Raw genomic sequence first — 25355 nt, 5'->3', positions numbered from 1 at the left:
CCTGTGGGCGGCTTCGGTGTGTCTGAAGGCTAGAAAATGAAAAGCAAAACCATCCGCCGCTGGTCCTTCATCCACACCTGGACCAGCCTGATCTGCACGGTATTCCTGCTGCTGCTCGCCCTCACCGGCCTGCCGTTGGTGTTTCACCACGAGATCGACCACCTGCTGGGCAACGAGCCGGAACTGGCACAGATGCCCGCCGACACGCCGCAGCTGAACCTTGAGCAGTTGGTGGCCAAAGCCCAGGCTCATCGCCCCGGCGAGGCCATGCAGTACCTGGCGTGGGACGAAGACGACAAGAACGGTGTGATCGCGATCATGGCTGCCACGGCCAGCACCGAGCCCAACTCGTCCCACACCTTCATGCTGGATGCGCGCACCGGTGAGGCCGTGGAAACCCCGGCGGCCAATGGCGGGTTGACCCTGTTCCTGCTGCGCTTGCACGTGGATATGTTCGCCGGGCTGCCAGGCAAGTTGCTGCTGGCGTTCATGGGCATTCTGTTTGTGGTGGCAATTGTCTCGGGTACGGTACTGTACCTGCCGTTTATGCGCCGGTTGAAGTTCGCCACCGTGCGTAAAGACAAATCCACCCGTCTGCGCTGGCTCGACCTGCACAACCTGATCGGCGTGGTCACGCTGACCTGGGCGCTGGTGGTGGGTGTCACCGGCGTGATCAGCGCCTGCGCCGATTTGATCATCGCCGCCTGGCGCCAGGACAGCCTCAGCGCCATGATCGAGCCGTACAAAAACGCGCCGCCGCTGACCCAACGCGCACCGGCCACCGAATTGCTGAGCATCGCCGCCAAGGCCGCGCCCGGCATGGAGCCGGACTTTATCGCCTTCCCCGGCACGCGCTTTTCCAGCGAACACCACTACGCGGTGTTCATGAAGGGCAGCACGCACCTGACCTCGCACCTGCTCACGCCGGTGCTGATCGACGCCGGCACCCTGGCCGTCACCGCCATCGCCGAACGGCCGTGGTACATGGACGCCATGGGCATGTCCCAGCCGTTGCACTTTGGCGACTATGGCGGCATGCCGATGAAAATCCTCTGGGCGGTGCTGGATGTGCTGACCATCATCGTGTTGGGCAGCGGGGTTTACCTGTGGATTGTGCGGCGCAAGGCGGCCAAGCCATGAAGCCGCGCCAGTCGAGTTTCTGGAAGGTGTTCGGCATTCCGCTGGGGGTTGGCCTGCTCAGCGCGGCGGGGTTGTTTGCGGCGCTGTTGGGGGACGGGTTGTGGGATTCGTTGAGTTGGGTGGGGTTGGGTGTTCCGGCTGCCATTGGGGCTTGGGGGTTGCTTAAGCGGCGTGGCTGAAGGCGCTATCGCAGGCAAGCCAGCTCCCACCTTTAACGGTGTTCACAACTCAACAGGTGGGAGCTGGCTTGCCTGCGATGAGGCCTTCAAAAACAACCACAATCCTACTAGGCTAGCCCTGCCATTTCCGAGGAATGCCCATGTCCGCGCCCAGCATGACCTTGTTTCACAACCCCGCTTCACCCTTTGTTCGCAAAGTCCGCGTGCTGCTGATCGAGACCGGCCAGCAGGACCGCGTGGCCTTGCATGGCTGCATGCCGACGCCGGTCAACCCCGATGCACAGGTGGTGCAGGACAACCCCGTGGGCAAGATCCCGGCCCTGCGCCTGGCCGATGGGTCGGTGCTGCACGACAGCCGGGTGATCCTCGATTACTTCGACCACCAGCACGTCGGCAACCCGCTGATCCCGCGTGACGGCTCGGCCCGCTGGCGCCGCCTCACCCTCGCCTCGATGGCCGACGGCATCTTGGATGCCGCCGTGCTGGTGCGTTACGAAACCGCCATGCGCCCGGTCGAAAAACACTGGGACCAATGGCTGCAAGCGCAGCGCAACAAGATCCACCGCGCCCTCGCCGAGCTGGAAGCCGAAGCGATTGCCGAACTGGCCAGCCACTTCGACATCGCCTCCATCGGCGTGGCCTGCGCCCTGGGTTACCTGGACTTTCGCCACCCCGAACTGCAATGGCGCGCCGGCAACCCCAAGCTTGCCGATTGGTATGCCGAGGTCAGCCAACGGCCTTCGATGCTGGAAACTCAGCCACCGCTCTAACGGGGTGAAACACGGCCCCTTGTGGCGAGCGGGCTTGCCCCGCGTTGGGCTGCGAAGCGGCCCCAGTCAAGCAAAACGCGGTGTACCAGAAACGCCTCTGTGGCAGGTTTTGGGGCTGCTGCGCAGCCCAACGCGGGGCAAGCCCGCTCGCCACACAAAGCCCATTTGCCGCATAAAATAACGCATTGATTTTTCCGACCAATTGCGCGCGCACCTGCTGATCTTCACGCAACCCAATCATTGGGCCACCTCCCGAACCTTGCGTTTACCCACGCCATACCAATCCAGCTTGCGCGTCAGCACCATCACTGTACCCAGCAAACCAAACAGCAACAGCGAGCCCATCAGCAGCGCGTAATCCTCAGCGCTCAACAGCCCGTACAACAAGCCATACAACGCCGCCAACCCCGCCGAAAAGCCCAGACCATGCACAACACTGCGCAGCACGTGGCACACATAAAAACCAATCAACAACACACAGGCACTCGCCGAGATCAGGTAGGCCAATGCAAAGCCCAGGTGTTCGGACAACGACAACAACAGCAGGTAGAAAAACGCCAAGGCAAAGCCCACCAATGCGTACTGAATCGGGTGCACCGCGAGGTTCTTCAGCACTTCAAACAAGAAGAAACCGGCAAACGTCAGGGCGATAAACAGCAGCGCATATTTGATCGCGCGGTCGCTCTTGAGGTACTGGTCCACCGGGTCGATGAAGTTCACGCCAAAGCTGCGGCGGGTGAAGTCTTCACAGCCCTGGCGGTCCAGGCAGGTTTGCAGGGCTTGTTCGAGGTTGGTGGAAAAAAACGAGGTCTGCCAATTGGCGCTGAAGCCCTTGTCGGTGACCTCGCGCTGCGCCGGCAGGAAGTTGCCGATAAAGCTTGGGTGCGGCCAGTTGGAGGCGAGTGACACCTGGCTGGTCTTGCCCACCGGCACCACTTGCAACTGCTCGGTGCCTTGCAGGCGCAGGTCAAAAGCGAAGTCCACCACGCCCGGTTGTTTGCTGTCCTGCGCGGGCAGCGTTACATGCACGCCCTCGCCCAACCAGTCCACTTGCGAGCCGGGCGAGAAGGCCAGGCGTTGGCTGCCCAGCTCAAGCTTCAGGGCGTTTTCGATGCCACGAATATCGCTGATACCCACCGCCAGAAACGCCGGTTCGAAACGGTAATCGGCAAAGTTTTCGGTAATGCCCAACTGCGCCGGCAACTCAAAACGCCCGCTGATGCGGTTGTCGGCATGGAATAGGCGCGCCTGGTAGATGCCCCGCGCACGCAACTCGGTTTGCACCTTGCCGTCGAGTTCAAAACGGTCCGGCAGGAAATACAGACGACCGCGCTCTTCACGGGTTTCCTCGTAGCGTTTATTGAGCTTTTCATTGAGTTTCCACTCGCGCACGGTCTTGCGATACGGCACCACCATGACCGGGCCGGTAATGCGTTGGCTGTAGCTGGAGCTGCGGGCGATGTCCATCAGCACGCCGTCGCGCAGTTGCTGGCGGTCGCTGATGATGCCGTTAATCATCAGCAGCGGAATCAGCAACAGCAGGATCAGCAGCGCAATGGCGCCAAGTTTGAACAGCAGGCTTCGGTTCATGGGGCTCTCCCTGTTTGGATGGGCAGAGCGTGAACCGCGCCTGTGGGAGATTTATGTGGGCACTGTGGAGACTGTGTGGAGATGCAGCACCACCTGCACGCCGTCGTGCACATTACCGATCTGCAATGCGCCGCCGTGCAGCTTCATCACCTCTTCGACAAAATTGAGCCCCAGGCCGGTGCTTTTGCGCCCGCTGACCGGGCGCGGCAACGAGTAAAAACGCTCGCTCAGGCGTGGCAAGGCGTAGTCGGGAATCGGCGCAGCCTGGTTGAACAAACTGACCTGCACGTCGTTGTGCTGCGTCTGTGCGCTGAATCGCAAGGTGCCGCCGGGCGGGGTGAAATCCAAGGCGTTATCGAGCAGGTTGCCCAGCGCCTGGCGTAGCAGGAAAGGCTCACCGAAGACCTTCACATCCGCCGCTATCGTCTGTTCCACCTGCAGGTCAGCGCCTTCGATTCGCGCACATTGCGCCTTGAGCACCTCGTCGACCAAAGCCGCCAACGGCATGCGAGTCTGTTCTTCCAAACCCTGGCGTTGCTCCACCTGGGCCAGGTTGAGCAGCCGCTCGATCAACTGCTGCAAGCGCGCGCTTTCGCTGTCGATATTGCCGACAAAACGCTGCTGCTGCTCGCGGCTCATATCGCCCTGCAGCAATTCCGCCGCGCCGCGAATAGCCGCCAACGGGCTTTTCAATTCGTGGGTCAGGGTGTGCACGTAATGCTCGACGTAGGCCTTGCCTTCCAGTTGCGTGCGCATGTGCTCCACGGCGGTGGACAGCTGCTTGAGTTCGCCGCCTCGGTAATGCGGCAACTCGGCACGCCGCCCTTCACTCACCGCCTGGGCATACGCCGTAAGCCGATGCAGCGCCACGCTCAGCCACCACGACAGCAATGCACCCAGCAGCAGGCCCAACACCACCAACCCGGCGCCGTACCACAGCAGGCGGTTCTCGGTGCGATCCACATAAGGCTGCAACGAGCTGTTGGGCTTGGCCACCGTGACCACGCCGATGATTTGCCCGTTGTCGCGGATCGGCGCGCCCACGTGCATCACCGACGAAGTGGGATCGTCCAGTTCACTGCGGGTGGAACGCGCGCCGTACTCGCCGCGCAGGGTCAAATACACGTCGTTCCACTTGGAATAGTCCTGGCCCACCGCTTCACCCGTGGAGTCGAGCAGCACGATGCCATGGGCGTCGGTCACATAAATGCGGTGGTTAACCTGATTTTTCGGCAGGCCCCAGATGGTCGCGCCAGGCTGGCGACTGCCATAGGCTTTGAGCAACTCGGGCCAGTGGCTTTGGCCGAGGGTGCCGTTCTTTACGTCCAACCGCAGGATCTCGGCCAGCAGGTTGGCCGTGTCCACCAGGGTTTCTTCGGTGGACTGGCGCACGCCGGGGCGGATTTCCTTCATCACCGTGTTGAGCACAAAGTAACCGGTGAGGCCGATAAACAGCGCATACACCAGGAAGATCCGCAGCCCCAGGCGCATCAGCTGTGGCTCGGGCTGTAGCTGTAGCCGAGGCCGCGATGGGTCTGGATCGGCTCGGCATCCGCCGCAATGCCCCGCAGTTTGCTGCGCAGGCTTTTGATATGGCTGTCGATATTGCGCTCGTAGCCGGCATCGGCCGGCACGCCCACCGCGTCGAGCAATTGTTCGCGGCTGAACACCCGCTCGGGCTGCTCCAGCAGGCTTTGCAGCAGGCGAAATTCATGCCGGGTGAGGCTCAAAGCCTGGCCGCGATAACTGATCTGCATGCGCTCCAGGTCGACCTGGAACACGCTCGGCGCGGCGCTTGGGCTTACGCGCTTGAGAATCGCCCGAACCCGCGCCGCCACTTCCCGTGGGCTGAACGGCTTGACCACATAATCGTCGGCGCCGATCTCCAGGCCCACCACGCGGTCGATCTCGCCATCGCGCGCACTGAGAAACATCACCGGCACTTCGCTGAAACGGCGCAGTTGCTTGCAGGTTTCAAAGCCGCTGATGTCCGGCAGGCCGATGTCGAGGATGATCAGGTCGGCAGGCGTCTGACGTTGATGGGCCAACGCCTCCTGGCCAAGCCTCAGCCAGGTGGTGGTGAAGCCCTCGCCTTGCAGGGCAAAGATCAGCGTATCGGCTATCGCCGCTTCGTCTTCGACAATCAGGATGTGCGGCATAGGCTCGATCAGCAGTCCGGTTTGTCAGCAGTGTAGCGACGGGCCGGGTTTACCGCCGCCCCGAACTCACGCAGGGCCTTGGCACCGATCAGCAACGGGTAGTTGAAGCTGCTGCGGTCGGTGAGGTTGACCTCCACGGTGCGCTTGACGTTGCCCAGGCACATTTCCAGGTCGATCACCGGGCGCTTGGCCACAGTGGCTTCGTCCTTGTCGTCGTCCTCGTCGGCGCGGCTTTTGATTTTGCTGATGCGCGAGACTTTATGCTCGTAGACCTTGTCGCTGGCGTCCTTGCCGCCGAGGCGGAAGCGCACCCAGTCATCGCCATCGCGCTGGAATGTTTCGATGTTGCGGGCCGACAGCGAGGCGGTCAGCGCACCGGTGTCCATCTTGGCCTTGAAGGTTTGGCCGATCTCCGGCAGTTGGATGTATTCGTAGCGACCGTAGAGGGTCGGTTCGGCGGCCATGACGGGCACGGCAACCAGGGCGAGCGAGGCAAGGAGCAGTTTCACGAAGTGATTTCCTCGGAAAGAAGTAGGCGGATTCTAGACCGCAAAAGCGTTGTTTAGTTAGATCGTTCCCCCGCTCTGCGTGGGAACGCAGCTCTGGGCGTTCCGCGTCAGCTCACATTCGTGCGGCAATTTGCGATTTGGCCTCTAGACTCAGCTTGCTTATCATGGCCCGCCCACCCGATTCCAAGAGTTACTTATGCGCCGCCTGCTCACCGGCTGTTTTGTCACACTGCTGCTATTGCTCAACACCCTGGTGCTGTTCGGGCCGTTGATGGTGTTTGCCCTGCTCAAGCTGGTAGCGCCCGGCCGCTTTCGCGACTATGCCTCCCGGGCTGTGATGTGGATCGCAGAGACTTGGGCCGAGATCGACAAGCTGATTTTTGCGCTGTGCATTCCCACCCAATGGGACATTCGCGGCGGCGACGAGCTACGCGGCGATACGTCTTACCTGGTGATCAGCAACCACCAATCCTGGGTCGACATTCCCGCGCTGATCCAGGCGCTGAACCGGCGCACGCCGTTCTTCAAATTCTTCCTGAAAAAAGAGCTGATCTGGGTGCCCTTCCTGGGCCTGGCCTGGTGGGCGCTGGATTACCCGTTCATGAAGCGCTACACCAAGGCGTTCCTGGCCAAACGTCCGGAACTCGCGGGTCAGGATTTGAAGATCACCAAGCAGGCCTGCGAGCTGTTCAAGCGCCAGCCGGTAACGGTGGTCAATTATCTGGAGGGCACTCGGTTCAGCGAGGCCAAGCGCAAGCAGCAGGATTCGCCATTTGCCCGCTTACTCAAGCCCAAGGCGGGTGGCGTGGCGTTTGTGCTGGCGGCCATGGGTGAGCAATTGGACGCGGTCCTCGACGTGACAGTGGTCTATCCGCAGCAGAAGATCCCGGGGTTCTGGGACTTGATCTGCGGCACAGTGCCCAAGGTGATCATTGATATCCGCACCCGTGAGCTGGACCCGGCGTTGTGGCAAGGGGATTACGAGAATGACCCGGCGTTTCGCCAGACCGTCCAGAACTGGGTGAACCAGCTCTGGAAGGAAAAGGATGCGCGCATCGAACAACTGCGCGCAGAGTCGCGTTAGCTGCCAGTGCCCCACGCCGAGGCCAGCTTGCCCAGCACCGACTCGTTGGCGCCCTGGCCGCCCAGGTATTGCAGAATCACCGGCGCAAACTTGCCGATCATGCTGTTATCCATGCCCAGTGCACTGAAAGCGGTGTTCAGGTCGCCGGTGTCCTTCACGTTACCCAACAAACCATCCAGGCCGCTGGTCTTGCTGCCGCCGCTCTGGCCGAGCATCCCGCTCAAGGCGCCAAGGCTGCCCAGGGCGTTGTTCCCCGAGAGTTGATCCAGGCCCGGCACACTCTTGCCCAGTTGCGAGTAGTCGGTACCGCTCAGTTTGTTCTTGGCCAGGCCCAGCATGGCGCCGGTACCGCCCACGGCTTGTTCGGGGGTGATGTTCAATTGCGAGGTCAGGGCGCTCAGCAGGCCGGCGGTCTCAGAGCTCGGCGCTGCAGCCGCCGCCTTGTTGTTGCTGCCCTGGGCACCGGAGACGGCATTGGCCACGTCACCGAGGCTGAAACCTGCGGCAAACACCGGGCTGGCGGCCATGGTCAACAGGCAGGACAAGGCAAAACCGCGTGAAATCTTCATCAAGACAACCTCTGAATGTAGGAGCTAAAAGCAGGCGTTTGACTGACAGTCCCGAAGGAATGTTCCCACTTGCAGATTAGTTCAGAAAAATCCGCATCCAAATGTTCCCTGCGCGCGTATATCCAGACATGCACCGCCCGGAGTCGGATGGAATGAATGCTCAAGCTGGACTACCCTCTGCCTACCGTGCGCCGTCCCGTCGCCCTCGAACGAGAGCCTGGAGAAGCCCTATTTCCGTCCACGATGCTGACCCATTGCGGCCCCTGCTGGCCCAATGCGCCCTGGGCAACCGCCAGGCGTTCGAGACCCTATACCGCAGCGTGTCGCCGCGATTGCACGGCGTTGCTTTTCGTTTCATGGGGCGCTCGGACCTCGCCGAAGAGGTGTTGCAGGAAGCTTTTGTGCGCATCTGGTACAACGCTTCGCGCTACGAAGCCCATTTGGCCGCGCCGATGACCTGGATGGTCAACATCACCCGCAACCTGGCCATCGACCAATTGCGCAAACACCGCGAACAGCCCTTGGCCGACGGCCAGCAGGACGCCCTGCTCGACGACGGCCCCAGCGCCCACGAGCAACTCGCCAGCGAGCGCGAAGCCCGCGCCCTCAACCGCTGCCTCGACACGCTCGACGGCATGCAGCGCCAGTCGATCAGCGTGGCTTACTTCCAGGGTCTGTCGTGCTCGGAGCTGGCCGAACACTTGGCCGCGCCCCTGGGCTCGGTCAAATCCTGGATTCGCCGTGGCATGGAGCGCCTGCGCAGGTGCCTTGAATCATGAACTACCAAACCACCGCTCTGCGTCGCGCCCTGGCTGCCGACTATGCCATCGGCTTGATGCCCGCCACTGCGCGTCGGCGCTTTGAAAACCTGCTGCGGGACGATGCCGCGCTGCGCGTCGAACTCGGCCATTGGCAGGATGCTCTGGCCAGCCTGACGGGCGCCGTGCCCGAGCGGCCAGTGCCGGAGCATGTGTGGGCCGGCATCAAGGCGCGCATTGAGCCGCAAGTGCTGCATGTGCCGGCGAAGAAACCGTTCTGGATGAATTTCCGCCTGCTGGCCGCTGCCTGCGCGATCGTCGTGGCGGTGCTGGTGGGCGTGCTGTATCAGCGTGATATCGGCGCCGAGTACAACGCCACGTTAGTGGCCGCCAACCAGCAGCCGGCGCTGCAGGTGCAGGCGTTTGGCGATCACCTGCAAGTCGAGCCGCTCACATTGGCGGCTGTAGAGCCGACGCGTGCCCTGGAACTGTGGGTCATTGCGGCCGGTGGTAAACCCGTTTCCCTGGGCCTGGTGCCGAGCTCGGGTAAAGGCCGAATCGAGCTGAGCAAGGAGCAGCAAGCGCTGCTGACCGCACCCGCGACCCTCGCCGTCAGCCTGGAGCCACAAGGCGGCTCACCCACCGGACAACCCACCGGCCCCGTGCTGTACCAAGGCGCCCTGGCCACTCGCTGACACAACTCAATCAATGTGGGAGCTGGCTTGCCTGCGATGGCGGTGGGTCAGCCAAGGATAAGTTGACTGGCCCGCCGCTATCGCAGGCAAGCCAGCTCCCACATTTGAGCTTCATTGGCCGGGCGACTTGCTCCTGGCGATGGATGGCGCTTATAGTTCGGCGGTCGTCCATATGGCGACACGGGTTTGGCGACTCGATTGAAATAATGCATGCAAAAGCACCTGCTCCTTTGCAGGTGCTTTCGCACGCGTAAGGCTGCTTTATGGCGGCTGTGCGCGGGAGACCTTCGGGTCTGCCGGCCTTTGCTTTATTTCACCGGTTCGCCAACCTGCGTACAGCTGCCACCCATTCGTTTGGCGACGTGTGAGTGGTAGCCTCACTCTCTGAAATAAAGGTTAAAACATGAACCGATACATGCCGCTTACCGGCCACGACGCCACCACTCCCTCCCTGCTCATCGACACCCAAGTGCCGCTCGACGTACTCCACGACGCCGCCGTCTACCGCATCCGCGCCGTCACCCAAGTCATGGAAAACCTGGCGTTTCGCGAAGGCCTGAACACCGACAACCTCGTCCTCCAGGACTTCGCCCTGCTCTGCGCCATTCCGCTGCGCGATGGCTGCGATTTGCTTGATGTGATCAGCAGGCGTTTGCAGGCTTAAAACAGCACCAAAGGGCGACGCCCTGTCGCCCTTTCTTTACCTGCATAGGCAATTCCTGGCAGCTTCAAATACGCCGAGTTTCCATATAAAACGAATTTCTTATAATGGACAATTATAAAAAACTGTCATTTCTCACAGTACCCCACGTTAGCAAACCTACTTAGCATTCAGACTCCACCTCACAGTTCAATATTAAGGATCAAATATGAATTATAAATTCGCCGTAGGGATGCTGGCTGCTTGTGTATTGGCCGGGGGCGCTCATGCAGCTGATATCAAGGACTGCCCGGCACCTGGCACCATTAAATCTGAAGCATTCCAGGAAACCATCCAAGGCAATACCGTCGACGGTTTCAAATACACTGCCAAGAGCGGCGGGAAGGAGTGGACGGGCCAAACGGGTGCTACTAAAGATGATTACCTGGCCGCTAAATATGAACTTCAGGCAGAGACGTTCAATGTAGTGAATGGAAAGCTGCGCTGTGACTACGGCGGCAAAACGCTGGTAGAAAATGGTGAAACGGCTGTTCCTAACTTAAGACTCACAGCACCGCAATAATTAATAAGGGCGACTTTGCGGTCGCCCTTATCATTTCCCTTTTATTTACGCCGCACTAAACATCTTATGCGGATCAATCACAAACTTCTTCGGCACGCCCGCATCAAACTCGCCGTACCCACGTGGCGCGTCATCCAGGCTGATCACCTGCACACCGACAATTTCCGCAATGTTGATGCGGTCCCACATGATCGCCTGCATCAGCGCGCGGTTGTACTTCATCACCGGCGTTTGCCCGGTGTGGAAGCTGTGGGATTTGGCCCAGCCCAGACCAAAGCGAATGCTCAGGCTGCCCATTTTTGCGGCGGCGTCCACAGCACCTGGGTCTTCGGTAACGTACAGGCCAGGGATACCGATTTTGCCCGCCACGCGCACCACGCCCATCAGCGAGTTGAGCACGGTGGCCGGGGCTTCGGCCTTGGCGCCTTCATGGCCGTGGCCACGGGCTTCGAAGCCTACGGCGTCTACCGCGCAGTCCACTTCCGGCTCGCCCAGCAAGGCGGCGATTTGTTCGTGCAGTGGGGTGTCTTTGGACAGGTCGGCAATCTCGAAACCCTGGGCCTTGGCGTGGGCCAGGCGGATTGGGTTGACGTCGCCGATGATCACCACCGCTGCACCGAGCAGGCGGGCGGAAGCGGCAGCGGCCAGGCCAACGGGGCCGGCGCCTGCGATGTAGACGGTGCTGCCTGGGCCAACGCCGGCAGTGACGGCGCCGTGGTAGCCGGTCGGCAGGATGTCGGAGAGGCAGGTCAGGTCACGGATTTTCTCCATGGCCTTGTCGCGGTCCGGCAGTTTGAGCAGGTTGAAGTCGGCATACGGCACCAGCACGTATTCGGCCTGGCCGCCGGTCCAGTCGCCCATGTCGACGTAGCCGTAGGCGCCACCGGCACGGGCCGGGTTGACGGTGAGGCACACGCCGGTGTGCTGCTCTTTGCACGAGCGGCAGCGGCCGCACGCCACGTTGAATGGCACCGACACCAGGTCACCGATCTTCAGGTTCTCGACGTCGCTGCCCTTCTCGATCACTTCGCCAGTGATTTCATGCCCCAGTACCAGGCCGGTCTGGGCAGTGGTGCGGCCGCGCACCATGTGTTGGTCGGAGCCGCAGATGTTGGTGGAGACCACGCGCAGGATGACGCCGTGCTCAATCTTCCTGCCACGGGGGTCCTGCATTTTGGGATAGTCGATTTTCTGTACTTCGACCTTGCCGTTGCCGAGATACACGACACCACGATTACCAGACATGCTTTCACCTCGCTGTTGTTTTTATGGAACCGCGTCGCCCAGGCAGGCGGCGCGTTTAAGTGCTCGGGTACAGATGCTGTTTCCTTGTGTTGTTGCTGATGGCCTCATCGCAGGCAAGCCAGCTCCCACACTTTGATTTGTGAATACCTTCAAAGGTGGGAGCTGGCTTGCCTGCGATGGCGGCCGTCAGAGCACCACCGTTCGATTGGCGTTCAAAAACACCCGTCGCTCAATGTGATACCCCACCGCCCGCGCCAACGTCAGCCCTTCAATATCGCGCCCCTTGGCAATCAAGTCCTCGGGATAGTGGCTGTGGTCCACCACCTCCACGCCCTGGGCGATGATCGGGCCTTCATCCAGATCGTTGTTGATGTAATGCGCCGTGGCGCCCACCAGTTTCACACCCTTGTTGTAGGCCTGGTGATACGGCTTGGCGCCTTTGAAACCGGGCAGCAACGAGTGGTGAATGTTGATGGCCTTGCCATCGAGCTTGCGGCACAACTCCGGCGACAGCACTTGCATATAGCGCGCAAGAATCACCAGTTCGGCACCGGTCTCTTCAATCACTTGCCACACCTGACGCTCCTGGGACGGTTTGTCGTTGGGGTCGAGGGGGAAATGGTAGTAGGGAATCTGGTGCCAGTCGGCCAAAGGTTTCAAATCAGGGTGGTTGGACACCACCGCGACCACGTCCATCGACAGTTGGCCGATGCGCTGGCGGTAGAGCAAATCGTTGAGGCAGTGATCGGCCTTGGAGACCATGATCACCACTTTTGGCCGGTAGTTCGGCGCCGTCAGCTCGAAGATCATGCCAAAGGCTTCACCGCGCGTGGCCAGGCCATCGCGGAACGCCTGCTCGTCAAAACCCTCGGGCTGACGGAATTCCACGCGAATAAAAAACCGGCCCGAGAGGCGGTCATCGAACGAATGGTGCTCGGTGACGTAGCAGCCCTGCTCGAACAGGTAGCGGGTGACCGCGTCCACCGTGCCGAGCACGCTGGGGCAGTCGGCGGTCAAAATCCATGTATCGGGTGCGCGGCTCATTGTGCGTGACTCCTTGATCGTTCCCACGCTCTGCGTGGGAACGCCGCCATGGACGCTCTGCGTCCGCTCTTGGGACGCGGAGCGTCCCGGGATGCATTCCCACGCAGAGCGTGGGAACGATCGTTATGCAACGACATTCAGGCCAAATTCGGCGGACGCATCCTGCAGCCACAGCCACCAGTAATCCGAGAAGCTGCGGCGGATCAGCAGCTCCCAGGTGTCTTCAGCCGTGTGACGGATCACCAACTGCGACTTGGCGAACACCGTGCCCACCGCCTTGCCCACCGGGAAGTTATTAGGGTGCACGTCGTAGCTGGTGGACTTCATCAGCACGTCGCGCACGTTCGGGCCGCTGAGCTCGAGGATCTGCTGGCCGCCGCTGACGTTGACGATCTGGATATGCAGTTCACCCAGGGCAGCGCGCAGGTTTTGTTCGGCGGCGAATTCCTCGCCGCTTGGCACGATCAACAGCCACTCATCCGGGCCAAGCCATTGCAGGCTGGTTTCGCCTTTGACGATGACCTGGAGTGCGCCGGGCAGTTCGATGCCGAGGGCTTTGTGCACACCGGCGGCGAACGCGGCGTCATGGCCATCGCCACGAATCGTCAGGTGGCCGAGGAGTTTATTTTCACGCACGGTCACACCGGCGTTCTTGCGACCCTTGCCGACCAGGCTGGCGAGGTCGGCATGGTGCAGCGACGACTCGGCCTTGGCGCCGGTGGTGGGGCGTTGTTGGTAAACATTGGCTGCTGTCATAAAGCACCTGTTCTGAATTCTGTGGTGACTGCTCTGGCCTCATCGCGGGCAAGCCCGGCTCCCACAGGGGAACGCATTCCCCCGTGGGAGCTGGCTTGCCTGCGATGCAGGCGCCTCGGTCTATCAGATGTTCTGGCGATCGCCTTTCGGGTCAAAGAACACCGAGGACACAATCTCTGCCTCGATCACGCTGCCATCCGCCTGCGGTGAGAACACTCGCTCACCCATGCGCTTCAAACCGCCCTTGACCACCGCCATCGCAAACGAATAACCCAGCGAGTTATGCGCGTAGCTTGAGGTCACGTGGCCGACCATCTTCATCGGGATCGACTGTTTAGGGTCGAACACCAATTGCGCGCCTTCCGGCAGCCATACATTCGGGTCAATCGGCTTCAAGCCCACCAACTGCTTACGCTCTTCACGCACGCAGTCTTCACGGTTCATCCCGCGCCAGCCGATCCACGAGAACGGTTTGGTGCGGCCTACGCACCAGCCCATGTTCAGGTCGTCCGGGGTCATCGAGCCGTCGGTGTCTTGCCCGACGATGATGAAGCCCTTCTCGGCGCGCAGTACGTGCATGGTCTCGGTGCCATACGGGGTCAGGTTGTACTTCTTGCCGGCCGCAACGATCTGTTCGAGTACGCCCATGGCGTAGTCCGCCTGCACGTTGACTTCATACGACAGCTCGCCGGTAAACGAGATACGGAACACCCGCGCCGGTACGCCGCCAACCAGGCCTTCTTTCCAGGTCATGAACGGGAAGCCGTCCTTGTCCAGGTCGATGTCGGTGACTTCCGCCAGCAGCTTGCGGCTGTTGGGGCCGGACAAGGTCATGGTCGCCCAGTGGTCGGTGACCGAAGTGAAGTACACCTTGAGGTCTGGCCACTCGGTCTGCTGGTAGATTTCCAGCCACTGCAATACGCGGGCGGCGCCGCCGGTGGTGGTGGTCATCAGGAAGTGGTTGTCGGCCAGGCAGGCGGTCACGCCGTCGTCGAAGACCATGCCGTCTTCCTTGCACATCAGGCCGTAGCGCGCCTTGCCCACGTCGAGCTTGGTCCAGGCGTTGCTGTAGATGCGGTTGAGAAACTCGCGGGCATCCGGGCCTTGAATGTCGATTTTGCCGAGGGTGGACGCATCCAGCAGGCCGACGCTGTCGCGCACGGCCAGGCATTCGCGCTTCACGGCGGCGTGCAGGTCTTCACCGTTACGCGGGAAGTACCAAGGGCGTTTCCATTGGCCGACGTCTTCAAACTCGGCGCCGTTTTTAACGTGCCAGGCGTGCAGCGCGGTGTAGCGCACCGGCTCGAAAATGTGCCCACAGTGACGGCCCGCCACGGCGCCGAAGGTCACCGGCGTGTAGTTTGGGCGGAACATGGTGGTGCCCATCTGCGGGATGGTCACGTTCAGCGAGCGGGCCGCAATGGCCAGGCCGTTGACGTTGCCGAGCTTGCCCTGGTCGGTGCCGAAGCCCAGCGCGGTGTAGCGTTTGACGTGTTCGACCGACTCGAAGCCTTCGCGGGTCGCCAGCTCAATGGCGGCAGCGGTGACGTCGTTTTGCAGGTCGACAAATTGCTTCGGCGCCCGTGCGGTCGGCTTGTCATGGGGCACCTGGTAAATGCCCAGGGTCGGCTCTTCCAGACGGCTCAAGGCTTTTGGCAGCGTGCCTTCCACCGGCGCAAACCCGGCTTCGCTGGCTGCGCGCACGCCGCCTTCAAAACCATCGGCCAGGGAATCGCCGAGGCCGTAGACGCCATTGATGCCACCGACACACACGCGTTTTTGCGGGGCTTCACCCGGCACGAAACCGAGGATGTCTTCGCGCCAGGTCGGCTTGCCGCCCAGGTGCGAGGCCAAGTGAACCACTGGGCTGTAGCCGCCGGAGCTGGCCACCAAGTCGCAGTCCAGCCATTCGCCTGGGCTGGTGACTTTGTGCGCTTTGACGTCAATCGCCGCCACACGCGCAGCGGTCACGTGTTTGCTGCCACGGGCTTCGATCACGGCGCTGCCGGTGAGGATACGAATGCCTTTGGCGCGGGCTTCTTCCACTAGCGCGCCACGTGGGTTGTGACGCACATCAGCCACGGCGACCACTTGCAGGCCCGCATCGAGCCAGTCCAGCGCCACGCGGTAGGCGTGGTCGTTGTTGGTCGACAGCACCAGTTTTTTGCCAGGTGCCACGCCGTAGCGGCGCACGTAGGTAGAGACCGCACCGGCGAGCATATTGCCCGGCACGTCGTTGTTGCCGTACACCAGCGGACGCTCGCACGCACCGGTCGCCAGCACCACGCGCTTGGCGCGCACACGGTGGATGCGCTGGCGCACCTGGCCGATGGGCGCACGGTCACCGAGGTGGTCGGTGAGGCGTTCGTGGATGGTCAGGAAATTGTGGTCGTGGTAGCCGTTGACGGTGGCTCGCGGTAGCAACACCACGTCCGGCAGGGCCTTGAGTTCCGCGATTACGCTGGCAACCCACTCGGCCGCCGGCTTGCCGTCGAGGCTTTCACGCGAGTCCAGCAAGGAGCCGCCGAATTCTTCCTGTTCGTCAGCAATGATCACGCGAGCACCGCTGCGCGCAGCGGCCAGTGCGGCGGCCAGGCCGGCAGGGCCGGCACCGACAATCAGCACGTCGCAGTGACGGTTGAAGTTGTCGTAGGTGTCCGGGTCGTTCTCGGTTGGCGAGCGGCCCAGGCCCGCAGCCTTACGAATGTACTTTTCGTAGGTCATCCAGAACGATTGCGGGTACATGAAGGTTTTGTAGTAGAAGCCCGGCGGCATCAGCTTGCCGCCGACCTTGCCGAGAATGCCCATCACGTCATTGTTGACGTTCGGCCAGCCGTTGGTGCTGGTGGCGACCAAACCCTGGTACAGCGCCTGTTGCGTGGCACGCACGTTGGGGATCTGGGTGGCTTCGGTGGCGCCGATCTGCAGCACTGCGTTCGGCTCTTCGGCACCGGCGGCAAAGATGCCGCGCGGGCGCGAATACTTGAAGCTGCGGCCGATGATGTCGACGCCATTGGCCAGCAATGCTGCGGCCAGGGTGTCGCCCTCAAAGCCTTTGTAGCTCTGGCCGTTAAAGGTAAACGTCAGGGCTTTGTTGCGGTCGATGCGACCACCGTTGGACAGGCGATTGATCTGGCTCATACCTTCTCTCCAGAAGCCTTGGCGGTGAATTGCGGCTTGCTGCCAATCTTGTAGGTTTCAAGAATTTCGTAGGTCAGGGTGTCGCGGGTGGCGTTGAAGTACTGACGGCAACCGGCGGCGTGAATCCACAGTTCGTGGTGCAGCCCGCGAGGGTTGTCACGGAAGAACATGTAGTCGCCCCACTCTTCATCGGTGCAGGCATTCGGGTCCAGCGGGCGCGGGATGTGCGCTTGGCCGGATGCGTGGAATTCCTCTTCGGAGCGCAGTTCGCCACAGTGAGGACAGAAGATATGCAACATAGGGAATTTCTCCTGTTAGTGGGCGACGGCCGCAGCGCCGTGTTCGTCGATCAACGCACCGTTGTGGAAACGGTCGATGGAAAAAGGCGCTGCCAATGGGTGCATTTCGCCCTTGGCCAGGCTCGCAGCAAACACGTTGCCTGAGCCTGGAGTCGCTTTAAAACCACCAGTACCCCAGCCGCAGTTGAAGAACATGTTCGGCACCGGCGTCTTGGAGATGATCGGGCAGGCGTCCGGCGTGGTGTCGACGATGCCGCCCCACTGGCGGTTCATGCGCACCCGCGACAGCACCGGGAACATCTCGACGATGGCCTGGATGGTGTGTTCGATCACCGGGTACGAGCCACGCTGGCCATAGCCGTTGTAGCCGTCGATACCGGCGCCGATCACCAGGTCGCCCTTGTCGGACTGGCTGATGTAACCGTGCACGGCGTTGGACATGATCACGCTGTCGATAATCGGCTTGATCGGCTCGGACACCAGCGCTTGCAGCGGGTGGGATTCGATCGGCAGGCGAAAGCCTGCCAGCGAGGCCATATGCCCGGAGTTACCGGCAGTGACCACACCGACGCGCTTGGCGCCGATAAAACCCTTGTTGGTTTCGACGCCGATGCACACGCCGTTTTCCTTGCGAAAGCCGATCACTTCGGTCTGCTGGATCAAATCCACGCCGAGCGCGTCAGCCGCACGGGCGAAGCCCCAGGCCACGGCATCGTGACGGGCCACGCCGCCGCGCCGTTGCACGGTGGCGCCGAGTACCGGGTAGCGGGTGTTTTTTGAGCAGTCGAGGTACGGAATCTCGTCGGCCACTTGTTTGGCGTTGAGCAGTTCGCCGTCCACGCCGTTGAGGCGGTTGGCGCTCACGCGGCGCTCCGAATCCCGGATGTCCTGCAAGGTGTGGCACAGGTTGTAGACGCCGCGCTGGGAGAACATCACGTTGTAGTTCAGGTCCTGGGACAGGCCTTCCCACAGTTTCATCGCGTGTTCGTACAGGTGCGCCGACTCGTCCCACAGGTAGTTGGAGCGCACGATGGTGGTGTTGCGCGCGGTGTTACCGCCGCCCAGCCAGCCTTTCTCGACCACGGCCACATTGGTGATGCCGTGTTCTTTGGCCAAATAGTAAGCCGTCGCCAGACCATGCCCGCCGCCGCCGACGATAACCACGTCGTAGACCTTTTTCGGTGTGGGCGTGCGCCACATCTTCTGCCAGTTTTCGTGGTGGCTGAGTGAGTGCTTGAAGAGGCCGAAGCCCGAGTAGCGTTGCATAGTCATTACTCCAAAACCGCGCTCAGCGATAAACCGGGAAATCAGCGCACAGGGCAGACACGTGCTTGGCCACGTTGGCCTCGACATCGGCGTCGCCGAGGTTGTCGAGGATGTCGCAGATCCAGCCGGCCAGTTCGATGCATTGCGGCACCTTGAAACCCCGCGTGGTCACCGCCGGGGTGCCGATGCGCAGGCCCGAGGTCACGAACGGCGACTGCGGGTCGTTCGGCACGGCGTTCTTGTTGACGGTGATATGGGCGCGGCCGAGGGCAGCGTCAGCCTCTTTACCGGTGAGGCCCTGGCGGATCAGGCTGACCAGGAACAGATGGTTATCGGTGCCGCCGGACACCACGTCATAGCCGCGCTTGATGAACACGTCTGCCATGGCCTGGGCGTTGTCGATCACCTGTTGTTGGTAAGCCTTGAAACCTGGCTCCAGCGCTTCCTTGAAGCACACGGCCTTGCCGGCGATCACGTGCATCAGCGGGCCGCCCTGGGCGCCGGGGAACACCGCAGCGTTGAGTTTCTTCTCGATGGCTTCGTTGGCCTTGGCCAGGATCAGGCCGCCACGCGGGCCGCGCAGGGTCTTGTGGGTGGTGGTGGTGACCACATCGGCGTAAGGCAGCGGGTTCGGGTACAGGCCAGCGGCAACCAGGCCGGCGACGTGGGCCATGTCGACGAACAGCAGCGCCCCCACTTTGTCGGCGATCTGACGGAAGCGCGGGAAATCCAGGGTCTTGGAGTAAGCCGAGAAGCCGGCGACGATCATTTTCGGCTGGCACTCGACGGCCAGGCGCTCAACTTCGTCGTAGTCGATCAACCCGGTGTCGGTGTTGATGCCGTACTGCACGGCGTTGTACAGCTTGCCCGAGGACGACACTTTGGCGCCGTGGGTCAGGTGGCCGCCATGGGCCAGGCTCATGCCGAGGATGGTGTCACCGGCATTGATCAGCGCCAGGTACACCGCGCTGTTGGCGGACGAGCCGGAGTGCGGCTGCACGTTGGCATAATCGGCGCCGAACAGTTGTTTGGCGCGGTCGATGGCCAGGGCTTCAACCTTGTCCACATGCTCGCAGCCGCCGTAATAGCGCTTGCCGGGGTAGCCTTCGGCGTATTTGTTGGTCAGGCCACTGCCCTGGGCTTCCATGACGCGTTTGCTGGTGTAGTTCTCTGACGCGATCAGCTCGATATGATCTTCCTGACGCTGCTCCTCGGCATTCATCGCCGCCAGCAATGCGTCGTCATACCCTTGGATCTGGTCTTTTTTGCTGAACATCGCGTCTCTCCCAGCCTTTCGTATTGTTGAGGCCCTCGCAGGGCCCTTTGATGCGATGGTAGGGCTGGCGCAACGAGGTCAAATGCCTACGCACGCCACGCAAAGGTGCGTTTACGACATGGCACGAACAACGCAGAACAAATGTGGGAGCGGGCTTGCTCGCGAAGGCGGTGAGTCAGCTTGCACATGTATTGGCTGACCCACCGCCTTCGCGAGCAAGCCCGCGCCCACAAGGGGTTAGGCGAGCGCCTGGCGGACGAGTAATAGCAACAGAAAATGCAGCGGATACAGCGCATACGCCCAGCGGCGCATGGCCGGTGGCGAGGCGTTTTTGGCATGTCGCAACAAGAGCAAACCCGCCAATGGCGCAATCAGGCAAGCGGCCAACCCCATCAGCGCCACAGGCGTGCCGCTATTGAGCAGAATCTGCCATTGGTTGGCGGCCAGGCAGACCAAACCCGGCAACAGGCTGAAATACCATGGCCGGGTAAACACCAGCAGCATCGCCAACGGCAGCAACACACCGAAAAACCCGAACATTAGCTGGGCAGACAACAGGGCCGCGATGACTAGGGCGATCAGCGCCAATCCTCGATCAAATAGCGCCTTCTGCTGCCATCCTCGGGCAACCAGCAACCCCAGCGCCAACGTCGGCAATACGTTCAACGTATCGGCATCCTCGATAAACAGCCGGTAGGGCACTTCACTGATCACACTGAACAGCAACAGCCAGCCCAGGTAGCGCCATTGGCCGGTGACGGGCGTATTGGCGAGCCGGTGCACATTGGCCGCAATCGCCAGGCAAAACCACGGGAACGCCAGACGCCCCGGCACATACAGGCCGTCCAGGCTCAAACCGACATAGCGCAAGTGGTCCAGCACCATGCTCAGCAACGCCAGCCACTTGAGCAGATCCTGTGCGCCATCGCGGACGCGTCCGACAGCCAACGTGTGTATACCGTGCATAATTCCCCAGTGACTTTGCATTTACAGTGCGTGCGCACCCGCGACAATCTTGGTTACAGTGCGCACCAACATCGACCACAGGAATGGGCCATGACTGACAAGAGCCAACAATTCGCCAGCGACAACTATTCCGGCATCTGCCCGGAAGCCTGGGCCGCCATGGAACAAGCCAACCAGGGCCATCAACGCGCCTACGGCGATGATGAATGGACCCACCGTGCCGCCGACGGCTTCCGCAATTTGTTCGAAACCGACTGCGAAGTGTTCTTCGCCTTCAACGGCACCGCAGCCAACTCACTGGCGCTGTCTTCGCTGTGCCAGAGCTACCATAGCGTGATTTGCTCGGAAACCGCTCACGTCGAAACCGACGAATGCGGCGCGCCGGAGTTTTTCTCCAACGGCTCCAAGCTGCTCACCGCACGCACCGAAAACGGCAAGCTGACCCCGGAATCGATCCGCGAGATCGCCCTCAAGCGCCAGGACATCCACTACCCCAAACCGCGCGTGGTCACCCTCACCCAAGCCACGGAAGTGGGCAGCGTGTACACCCCGGAAGAAATCCGCGCCATCAGCGTCACGTGCAAAGAGCTGGGCCTAAACCTGCACATGGACGGCGCGCGTTTCTCCAACGCCTGCGCGTTCCTGGGCTGCTCGCCGGCCGACCTGACCTGGAAAGCCGGTGTGGACGTACTGTGTTTCGGCGGCACCAAAAACGGCATGGCCGTCGGCGAAGCCATCCTGTTCTTCAATCGCAAACTGGCTGAAGACTTCGACTACCGCTGCAAACAGGCCGGCCAGCTGGCCTCGAAAATGCGCTTTCTCTCCGCCCCCTGGGTCGGTCTGCTGGAAAACGACGCCTGGCTCAAACACGCCCGCCACGCCAACCACTGCGCGCAATTGCTCAGCAGCCTGGTGGCGGACATTCCCGGCGTGGAGCTGATGTTCCCGGTACAGGCCAACGGCGTGTTCCTGCAACTCTCGGAACCGGCTATCGCGGCGCTCACGGCCAAGGGCTGGCGCTTCTACACCTTCATTGGCAAAGGTGGCGCACGGTTCATGTGCGCGTGGGATACAGAGGAAGAACGTGTAAGAGAATTAGCCGCAGACATCAGGGAAGTGATGAACGCGTAAGCCTCTCGAATACTGGCGCATTGCCGAGTCTGTTATTTGTTGTTTCTGACAGCATCACAGCCCAATTTCATCGACTAGCCTCTTGGAACCCGAAAGGAAAACGCCGCTGCAGCGGCTACCTTTCGGGAACAACTGCCTGCCGAATAATCGGCCGGGAACGGAAATCCAGCAGAGGGCTAAACCTATGGAATATCAATGCGACGGCAGTAACCTCAGAATCGACGGCGCTACCAGCACCACCGTCATCGACTGGGATGAATTCCGGAGGGTCGCCAACGTCGGCGACACCATCCGCGAGCCATCAAGGACGCTGAGGATCTACGATAAAGCCTATGAATTGACAGCATCAGGCCAGCATTTTGTCGTCCATGTCTACGCGCAGTAACCGTTAACACCTGTGGGAGCGGGCTTGCCCGCGAAGGCGATGCATCAGTCACCCTCATCAGTGACTGACCCTGCGCTTTCGCGAGCAAGCCCGCTCCCACATTGGACTGTGTGCACTTGAGAGGTTAGAACTCGATACGCACGTCGCCCTTCGGCACGCTGCAGCACGACAGGATGTAGCCTTCGGCTTCGTCTTCCTCGGTGATCCCGCCGTTGTGGTCCATCTCGACCTCCCCGCCCAGCTTCATGACCTTGCATGTCCCACAAATGCCCATGCCGCACGCTTTGGGGATCAGCAGGCCAAGCTTGGCCGCGGCCGCGTGCACGGTTTCGCCCGGTGCCACACGAATGCTTTTGCCGGAGGCGATGAATTCCACTTGATGCAGGTCTGCCAGGTCGATCTCTGGCGCGTCCGCGGCTTGCTCGGCTTGCTCCACCGCATCGGCGCGGGCTTCCGGCGGCGTGGCGCCGAAGGATTCCTCGTGGTAACGCGTCATGTCGAAGCCGGCGGCCTCCAGCAGGCGTTTCACCGCGCTCATGTACGGCGTAGGGCCGCAGCAGAACACTTCGCGCTCCAGGAAGTCCGGCACCATCAATTCCAGCATCTTGTGGTTCAGGTAACCGCGATACCCGGCCCACGGCTCGCCCAACCCGTGTTTTTCACAGATCAGGTGCAGGCTGAAGTTATCGATCCGCGACGCCATGTGCTCCAGCTCGCGGTGGTAAATGATGTCTTTGGGCGAGCGGGCGCTGTGGACAAACGTCATGTCGACATTCGCGTTGGTGTCGTAGAACCAGCGCGCCATGGACATCACCGGCGTGATGCCGACGCCGCCGCTGAGGTACAGCACTTTCGGGCTTGGGAAGTCGATGGCATTGAACAGCCCGACCGGCCCGTGCACCGCCAGCTCCTGGCCTTCATGCAGGGTGTCGTGCAGCCAGTTGGAAACCCGCCCGCCCGGCACGCGCTTGATGGTCACCGAGAAGCTGTAGGGCACCGACGGCGAACTGGAGATGGTGTACGAGCGCATGATCGGCTGGCCTTCGATCTCCAGCTCCAGGGTGACGAACTGCCCTGGCTTGAAAAAGAACAAAATCGGCTGGTCGGCCATGAAGCAAAAGGTGCGCACGTCCCAGGTTTCCTGGATGACTTTGACGCAACGGACGATGTGCCGACCATTGGCCCAGGTCTGGGTGGTTACCGGGTTCAGGAAATTGTTGGACATGCTTGCTCTCCACTGCCGATGCTCGGCTTTATGGTGGCGATTCTGCGTAACGCCGCAACCGCCCATTTACCTATCTGCGACATTCACATACTTATCGCGACCAGCCCCCATACGACGGGGCTTGCGCGTCGGGATCAGAGTGGGCCATGTCGCTAATGGACAAGGTTCGGTGCATCGGCGGCCCCACACTCGCTTCCAACAACGACGCTTTCTTTACGCCTTGCTGCAAAACCTGATCAGCCACTTTCGCCGGCCACACAGAATGGCCATGAGGACACACACGATGGACGTCACCGCAACCTTAAGCTTGGGCGATCCGCTGGAACCCGCACGCAAGGCCACCGCGCAAATGCTGCAAGAGCGCGAGCGCACTTTTTCGCTGCCGCAGCCGTTCTACTCTGATGAGCGGTTGTTTGATATCGACATGCAGGAGATCTTCCAGAAAGAGTGGTTGATCGCCGGCATGACCTGCGAGATCCCCGCCAAGGGCAACTACATCACCCTGCAAATCGGCAAGAACCCGATCATCGTGATCCGTGGCGCCGACGGCGTGGTGCATGCCTTCCATAACGTGTGCCGCCACCGGGGCTCGCGCCTGTGCACCAGCGACAAGGGCAAGGTCGCCAAGCTCGTGTGCCACTACCACCAGTGGACCTACGAGCTGGACGGCCGCCTGCTGTTCGCCGGCACCGAGATGGGCGCCGACTTCGACATGAAGCAGTACGGCTTGAAGCCTGTGAACGTGAAAACGGCGGGTGGCTACATCTTCATCAGCCTGGCCGAAACCCCGCCGGCCATCGATGACTTCCTGTCGACGCTGAACCACTACATGGAACCCTACGACATGGAGAACACCAAGGTGGCGATTCAAACCACCTTGTTCGAAAAGGCCAACTGGAAGCTGGTGCTGGAAAACAACCGCGAGTGCTACCACTGCAACGCATCGCACCCGGAACTGCTGAAAACCCTGCTGGAATGGGACGACGTCACCGACCCGCGTGCCGACCAGGCGTTTAAAGATCACGTCGCCGCCTCCGCCGCCGCGTGGGACGCCGAGAAGATCCCTTACGCCCACGCCAGCTTCGGCCTGCGCAACCGCATCGTGCGCATGCCGCTGCTCAAAGGCACCGTGTCGATGACTCTGGACGGCAAACAAGGCTGCGCCAAGCTGATGGGCCGCATCAAGAACCCGGACCTGGGCTCGATGCGCATCCTGCACCTGCCGCATTCGTGGAACCACTGCATGGGCGACCACATCATTGTGTTCACCGTGTGGCCGATCAGCGCCCAGGAAACCATGGTCACCACCAAGTGGATCGTGCACAAGGACGCTGTGGAAGGTGTGGACTACGACGTGGAGCGTATGCGCCAGGTCTGGGACGCCACCAACGATCAGGACCGTCGCCTCGCCGAAGAGAACCAGCGCGGGATCAACTCCACCGCGTACCAGCCGGGCCCGTACTCCAAGACCTATGAGTTTGGTGTGGTGAACTTTGTCGACTGGTACAGCGAGCGTCTGCTGAACAACCTCGGCGCGGCGCCCGCGCCTTACCTCAAGGGTGTAGCGGCGCACGAATAACTGACACACCCAAGATCAAACTGTGGGAGCTGGCTTGCCTGCGATAGCGGAGTAACAGTCGAGGAATGTATCGGCTGATGTATCGCAATCACAGGCAAGCCAGCTCCCACATGTAACTTGGTCACTGTTCAAATTTCGATCAAACCCCTTACAGCCCTTTGCCCATCTACCCTCCAGCCTTCGCCCAACAACTTATCCACAAAGCCACCCACAGCAATTGTGGGCAAGTGTGCTCAACCCCCGAAATTAACTGAAGAAAATCCGTGACTTATTCAAGTCGTAGGGTTTTAGCCACACCTGATCACTTATTGATCAAACCCTTGAAAGCCCCTGAATACGTGGCCTACAGCAGTACGCGAACACCTT

General features: G+C 61.1%; 25 protein-coding genes. 11 read left to right on the top strand and 14 right to left on the bottom strand.

Translation table 11 applies throughout. The features are described 5' to 3' along the window. The first annotated feature begins 36 nt into the window (after positions 1–36). The 3 genes from AOA59_RS17970 to AOA59_RS17960 all read left to right on the top strand — a co-directional run bounded on the left by AOA59_RS17970 (position 37) and on the right by AOA59_RS17960 (position 2089). Positions 37–1140, top strand: a complete 1104-nt coding sequence (locus tag AOA59_RS17970; protein ID WP_099488548.1) for a PepSY domain-containing protein — start codon at positions 37–39, stop codon at positions 1138–1140. Next, entirely contained in the window at positions 1137–1319 is a 183-nt protein-coding gene (locus AOA59_RS17965) for a hypothetical protein (protein ID WP_099488546.1), read from the top strand. The genes AOA59_RS17970 and AOA59_RS17965 overlap by 4 nt, the downstream gene beginning before the upstream one ends. 140 nt (positions 1320–1459) lie before the next feature. Then, entirely contained in the window at positions 1460–2089 is a 630-nt protein-coding gene (locus AOA59_RS17960; RefSeq protein ID WP_099488544.1) for a glutathione S-transferase, read from the top strand. 237 nt (positions 2090–2326) lie between these two features. On the opposite strand, the gene creD is transcribed toward AOA59_RS17960, so the two are convergent. From creD to AOA59_RS17935, 4 genes are read right to left on the bottom strand one after another with little or no spacing between them, the layout of a single operon-like run. Further along, the gene (creD, locus tag AOA59_RS17950) at positions 2327–3679 is read right to left on the bottom strand and encodes a cell envelope integrity protein CreD (protein ID WP_099488542.1); all 1353 of its coding nucleotides are present in this window, start codon (positions 3677–3679) and stop codon (positions 2327–2329) included. Between the two features lie 51 nt (positions 3680–3730). Next, entirely contained in the window at positions 3731–5170 is a 1440-nt protein-coding gene (gene creC, locus AOA59_RS17945; protein WP_099488540.1) for a two-component system sensor histidine kinase CreC, read from the bottom strand. Continuing rightward, on the bottom strand, positions 5170–5838 hold the full coding sequence (creB, locus tag AOA59_RS17940; protein WP_099488538.1) for a two-component system response regulator CreB: 669 nt from the start codon (positions 5836–5838) through the stop codon (positions 5170–5172). Before creB ends, creC begins: the two co-directional genes overlap by 1 nt. A gap of 8 nt (positions 5839–5846) precedes the next feature. Then, complete coding sequence (locus AOA59_RS17935; RefSeq protein WP_065929428.1) at positions 5847–6347, bottom strand: ATP-dependent zinc protease; 501 nt, start codon at positions 6345–6347, stop codon at positions 5847–5849. A gap of 196 nt (positions 6348–6543) precedes the next feature. On the opposite strand from AOA59_RS17935, the gene AOA59_RS17930 reads away from it, so the two are divergent. Beyond that, complete coding sequence (locus tag AOA59_RS17930; RefSeq protein WP_099488537.1) at positions 6544–7431, top strand: acyltransferase; 888 nt, start codon at positions 6544–6546, stop codon at positions 7429–7431. Here AOA59_RS17930 and AOA59_RS17925 read toward each other — a convergent pair. Further along, positions 7428–8000, bottom strand: coding sequence for a DUF2780 domain-containing protein (locus AOA59_RS17925; protein WP_065929430.1), 573 nt, complete (start codon positions 7998–8000; stop codon positions 7428–7430). The two genes, AOA59_RS17930 and AOA59_RS17925, sit on opposite strands and share 4 nt — an antisense overlap. A 152-nt stretch (positions 8001–8152) precedes the next feature. Here AOA59_RS17925 and AOA59_RS17920 point away from each other — a divergent pair, with 152 nt between their 5' ends. From AOA59_RS17920 to AOA59_RS17905, 4 genes are all read left to right on the top strand, one after another. Continuing rightward, the gene (locus AOA59_RS17920) at positions 8153–8779 is read left to right on the top strand and encodes a sigma-70 family RNA polymerase sigma factor (RefSeq protein ID WP_065929431.1); all 627 of its coding nucleotides are present in this window, start codon (positions 8153–8155) and stop codon (positions 8777–8779) included. Further along, positions 8776–9453 carry an anti-sigma factor domain-containing protein gene (locus tag AOA59_RS17915; protein ID WP_099488535.1) on the top strand — a complete coding sequence of 226 codons (678 nt, stop codon included), beginning with the start codon at positions 8776–8778 and terminating at the stop codon, positions 9451–9453. Before AOA59_RS17920 ends, AOA59_RS17915 begins: the two co-directional genes overlap by 4 nt. A 403-nt stretch (positions 9454–9856) precedes the next feature. Further along, entirely contained in the window at positions 9857–10117 is a 261-nt protein-coding gene (locus tag AOA59_RS17910) for a hypothetical protein (RefSeq protein ID WP_017137997.1), read from the top strand. A gap of 205 nt (positions 10118–10322) precedes the next feature. Further along, positions 10323–10676, top strand: a complete 354-nt coding sequence (locus AOA59_RS17905; protein WP_065929434.1) for a hypothetical protein — start codon at positions 10323–10325, stop codon at positions 10674–10676. Positions 10677–10721: 45 nt separating this feature from the next. Here AOA59_RS17905 and fdhA read toward each other — a convergent pair whose 3' ends face one another. From fdhA to AOA59_RS17860, 8 genes are all read right to left on the bottom strand, one after another. Then, complete coding sequence (gene fdhA / locus AOA59_RS17900; RefSeq protein WP_017137993.1) at positions 10722–11921, bottom strand: formaldehyde dehydrogenase, glutathione-independent; 1200 nt, start codon at positions 11919–11921, stop codon at positions 10722–10724. A 186-nt stretch (positions 11922–12107) separates the two neighbouring features. Then, complete coding sequence (gene purU, locus AOA59_RS17895) at positions 12108–12965, bottom strand: formyltetrahydrofolate deformylase (protein WP_056857793.1); 858 nt, start codon at positions 12963–12965, stop codon at positions 12108–12110. A gap of 123 nt (positions 12966–13088) precedes the next feature. Further along, the gene (locus AOA59_RS17885; RefSeq protein ID WP_099488531.1) at positions 13089–13721 is read right to left on the bottom strand and encodes a sarcosine oxidase subunit gamma; all 633 of its coding nucleotides are present in this window, start codon (positions 13719–13721) and stop codon (positions 13089–13091) included. A 123-nt stretch (positions 13722–13844) separates the two neighbouring features. Further along, entirely contained in the window at positions 13845–16862 is a 3018-nt protein-coding gene (locus tag AOA59_RS17880) for a sarcosine oxidase subunit alpha (RefSeq protein WP_099488529.1), read from the bottom strand. Next, positions 16859–17161, bottom strand: coding sequence for a sarcosine oxidase subunit delta (locus tag AOA59_RS17875; RefSeq protein ID WP_056857790.1), 303 nt, complete (start codon positions 17159–17161; stop codon positions 16859–16861). Before AOA59_RS17875 ends, AOA59_RS17880 begins: the two co-directional genes overlap by 4 nt. A gap of 15 nt (positions 17162–17176) precedes the next feature. Beyond that, on the bottom strand, positions 17177–18427 hold the full coding sequence (locus AOA59_RS17870) for a sarcosine oxidase subunit beta (protein WP_010207084.1): 1251 nt from the start codon (positions 18425–18427) through the stop codon (positions 17177–17179). A 22-nt stretch (positions 18428–18449) separates the two neighbouring features. After that, positions 18450–19703 (bottom strand): serine hydroxymethyltransferase, encoded by a 1254-nt coding sequence (gene glyA, locus AOA59_RS17865; protein WP_065929439.1) that lies wholly within the window; start codon positions 19701–19703, stop codon positions 18450–18452. A gap of 237 nt (positions 19704–19940) precedes the next feature. After that, complete coding sequence (locus AOA59_RS17860; RefSeq protein WP_099488528.1) at positions 19941–20669, bottom strand: TraX family protein; 729 nt, start codon at positions 20667–20669, stop codon at positions 19941–19943. 90 nt (positions 20670–20759) lie between these two features. Here AOA59_RS17860 and AOA59_RS17855 point away from each other — a divergent pair, with 90 nt between their 5' ends. Next, positions 20760–21800, top strand: coding sequence for a low specificity L-threonine aldolase (locus AOA59_RS17855; protein WP_058422311.1), 1041 nt, complete (start codon positions 20760–20762; stop codon positions 21798–21800). A gap of 184 nt (positions 21801–21984) precedes the next feature. Beyond that, positions 21985–22185, top strand: coding sequence for a hypothetical protein (locus AOA59_RS17850; protein ID WP_099488526.1), 201 nt, complete (start codon positions 21985–21987; stop codon positions 22183–22185). 124 nt (positions 22186–22309) lie between these two features. On the opposite strand, the gene gbcB is transcribed toward AOA59_RS17850, so the two are convergent. Continuing rightward, positions 22310–23410, bottom strand: coding sequence for a glycine-betaine demethylase subunit GbcB (gene gbcB, locus AOA59_RS17840; protein ID WP_017139359.1), 1101 nt, complete (start codon positions 23408–23410; stop codon positions 22310–22312). Between the two features lie 283 nt (positions 23411–23693). On the opposite strand from gbcB, the gene gbcA reads away from it, so the two are divergent. Beyond that, positions 23694–24989, top strand: a complete 1296-nt coding sequence (gene gbcA / locus AOA59_RS17830) for a glycine-betaine demethylase subunit GbcA (protein WP_058420706.1) — start codon at positions 23694–23696, stop codon at positions 24987–24989. Positions 24990–25355: the final 366 nt, after the last annotated feature.

This window comes from Pseudomonas sp. 2822-15 (genome assembly GCF_002742515.1).
Lineage (GTDB): Bacteria > Pseudomonadota > Gammaproteobacteria > Pseudomonadales > Pseudomonadaceae > Aquipseudomonas > Aquipseudomonas salomonii.
The sequence above is the reverse complement of the archived record's forward strand: the minus strand, read 5'-3'. Positions and strand labels throughout refer to the sequence as shown.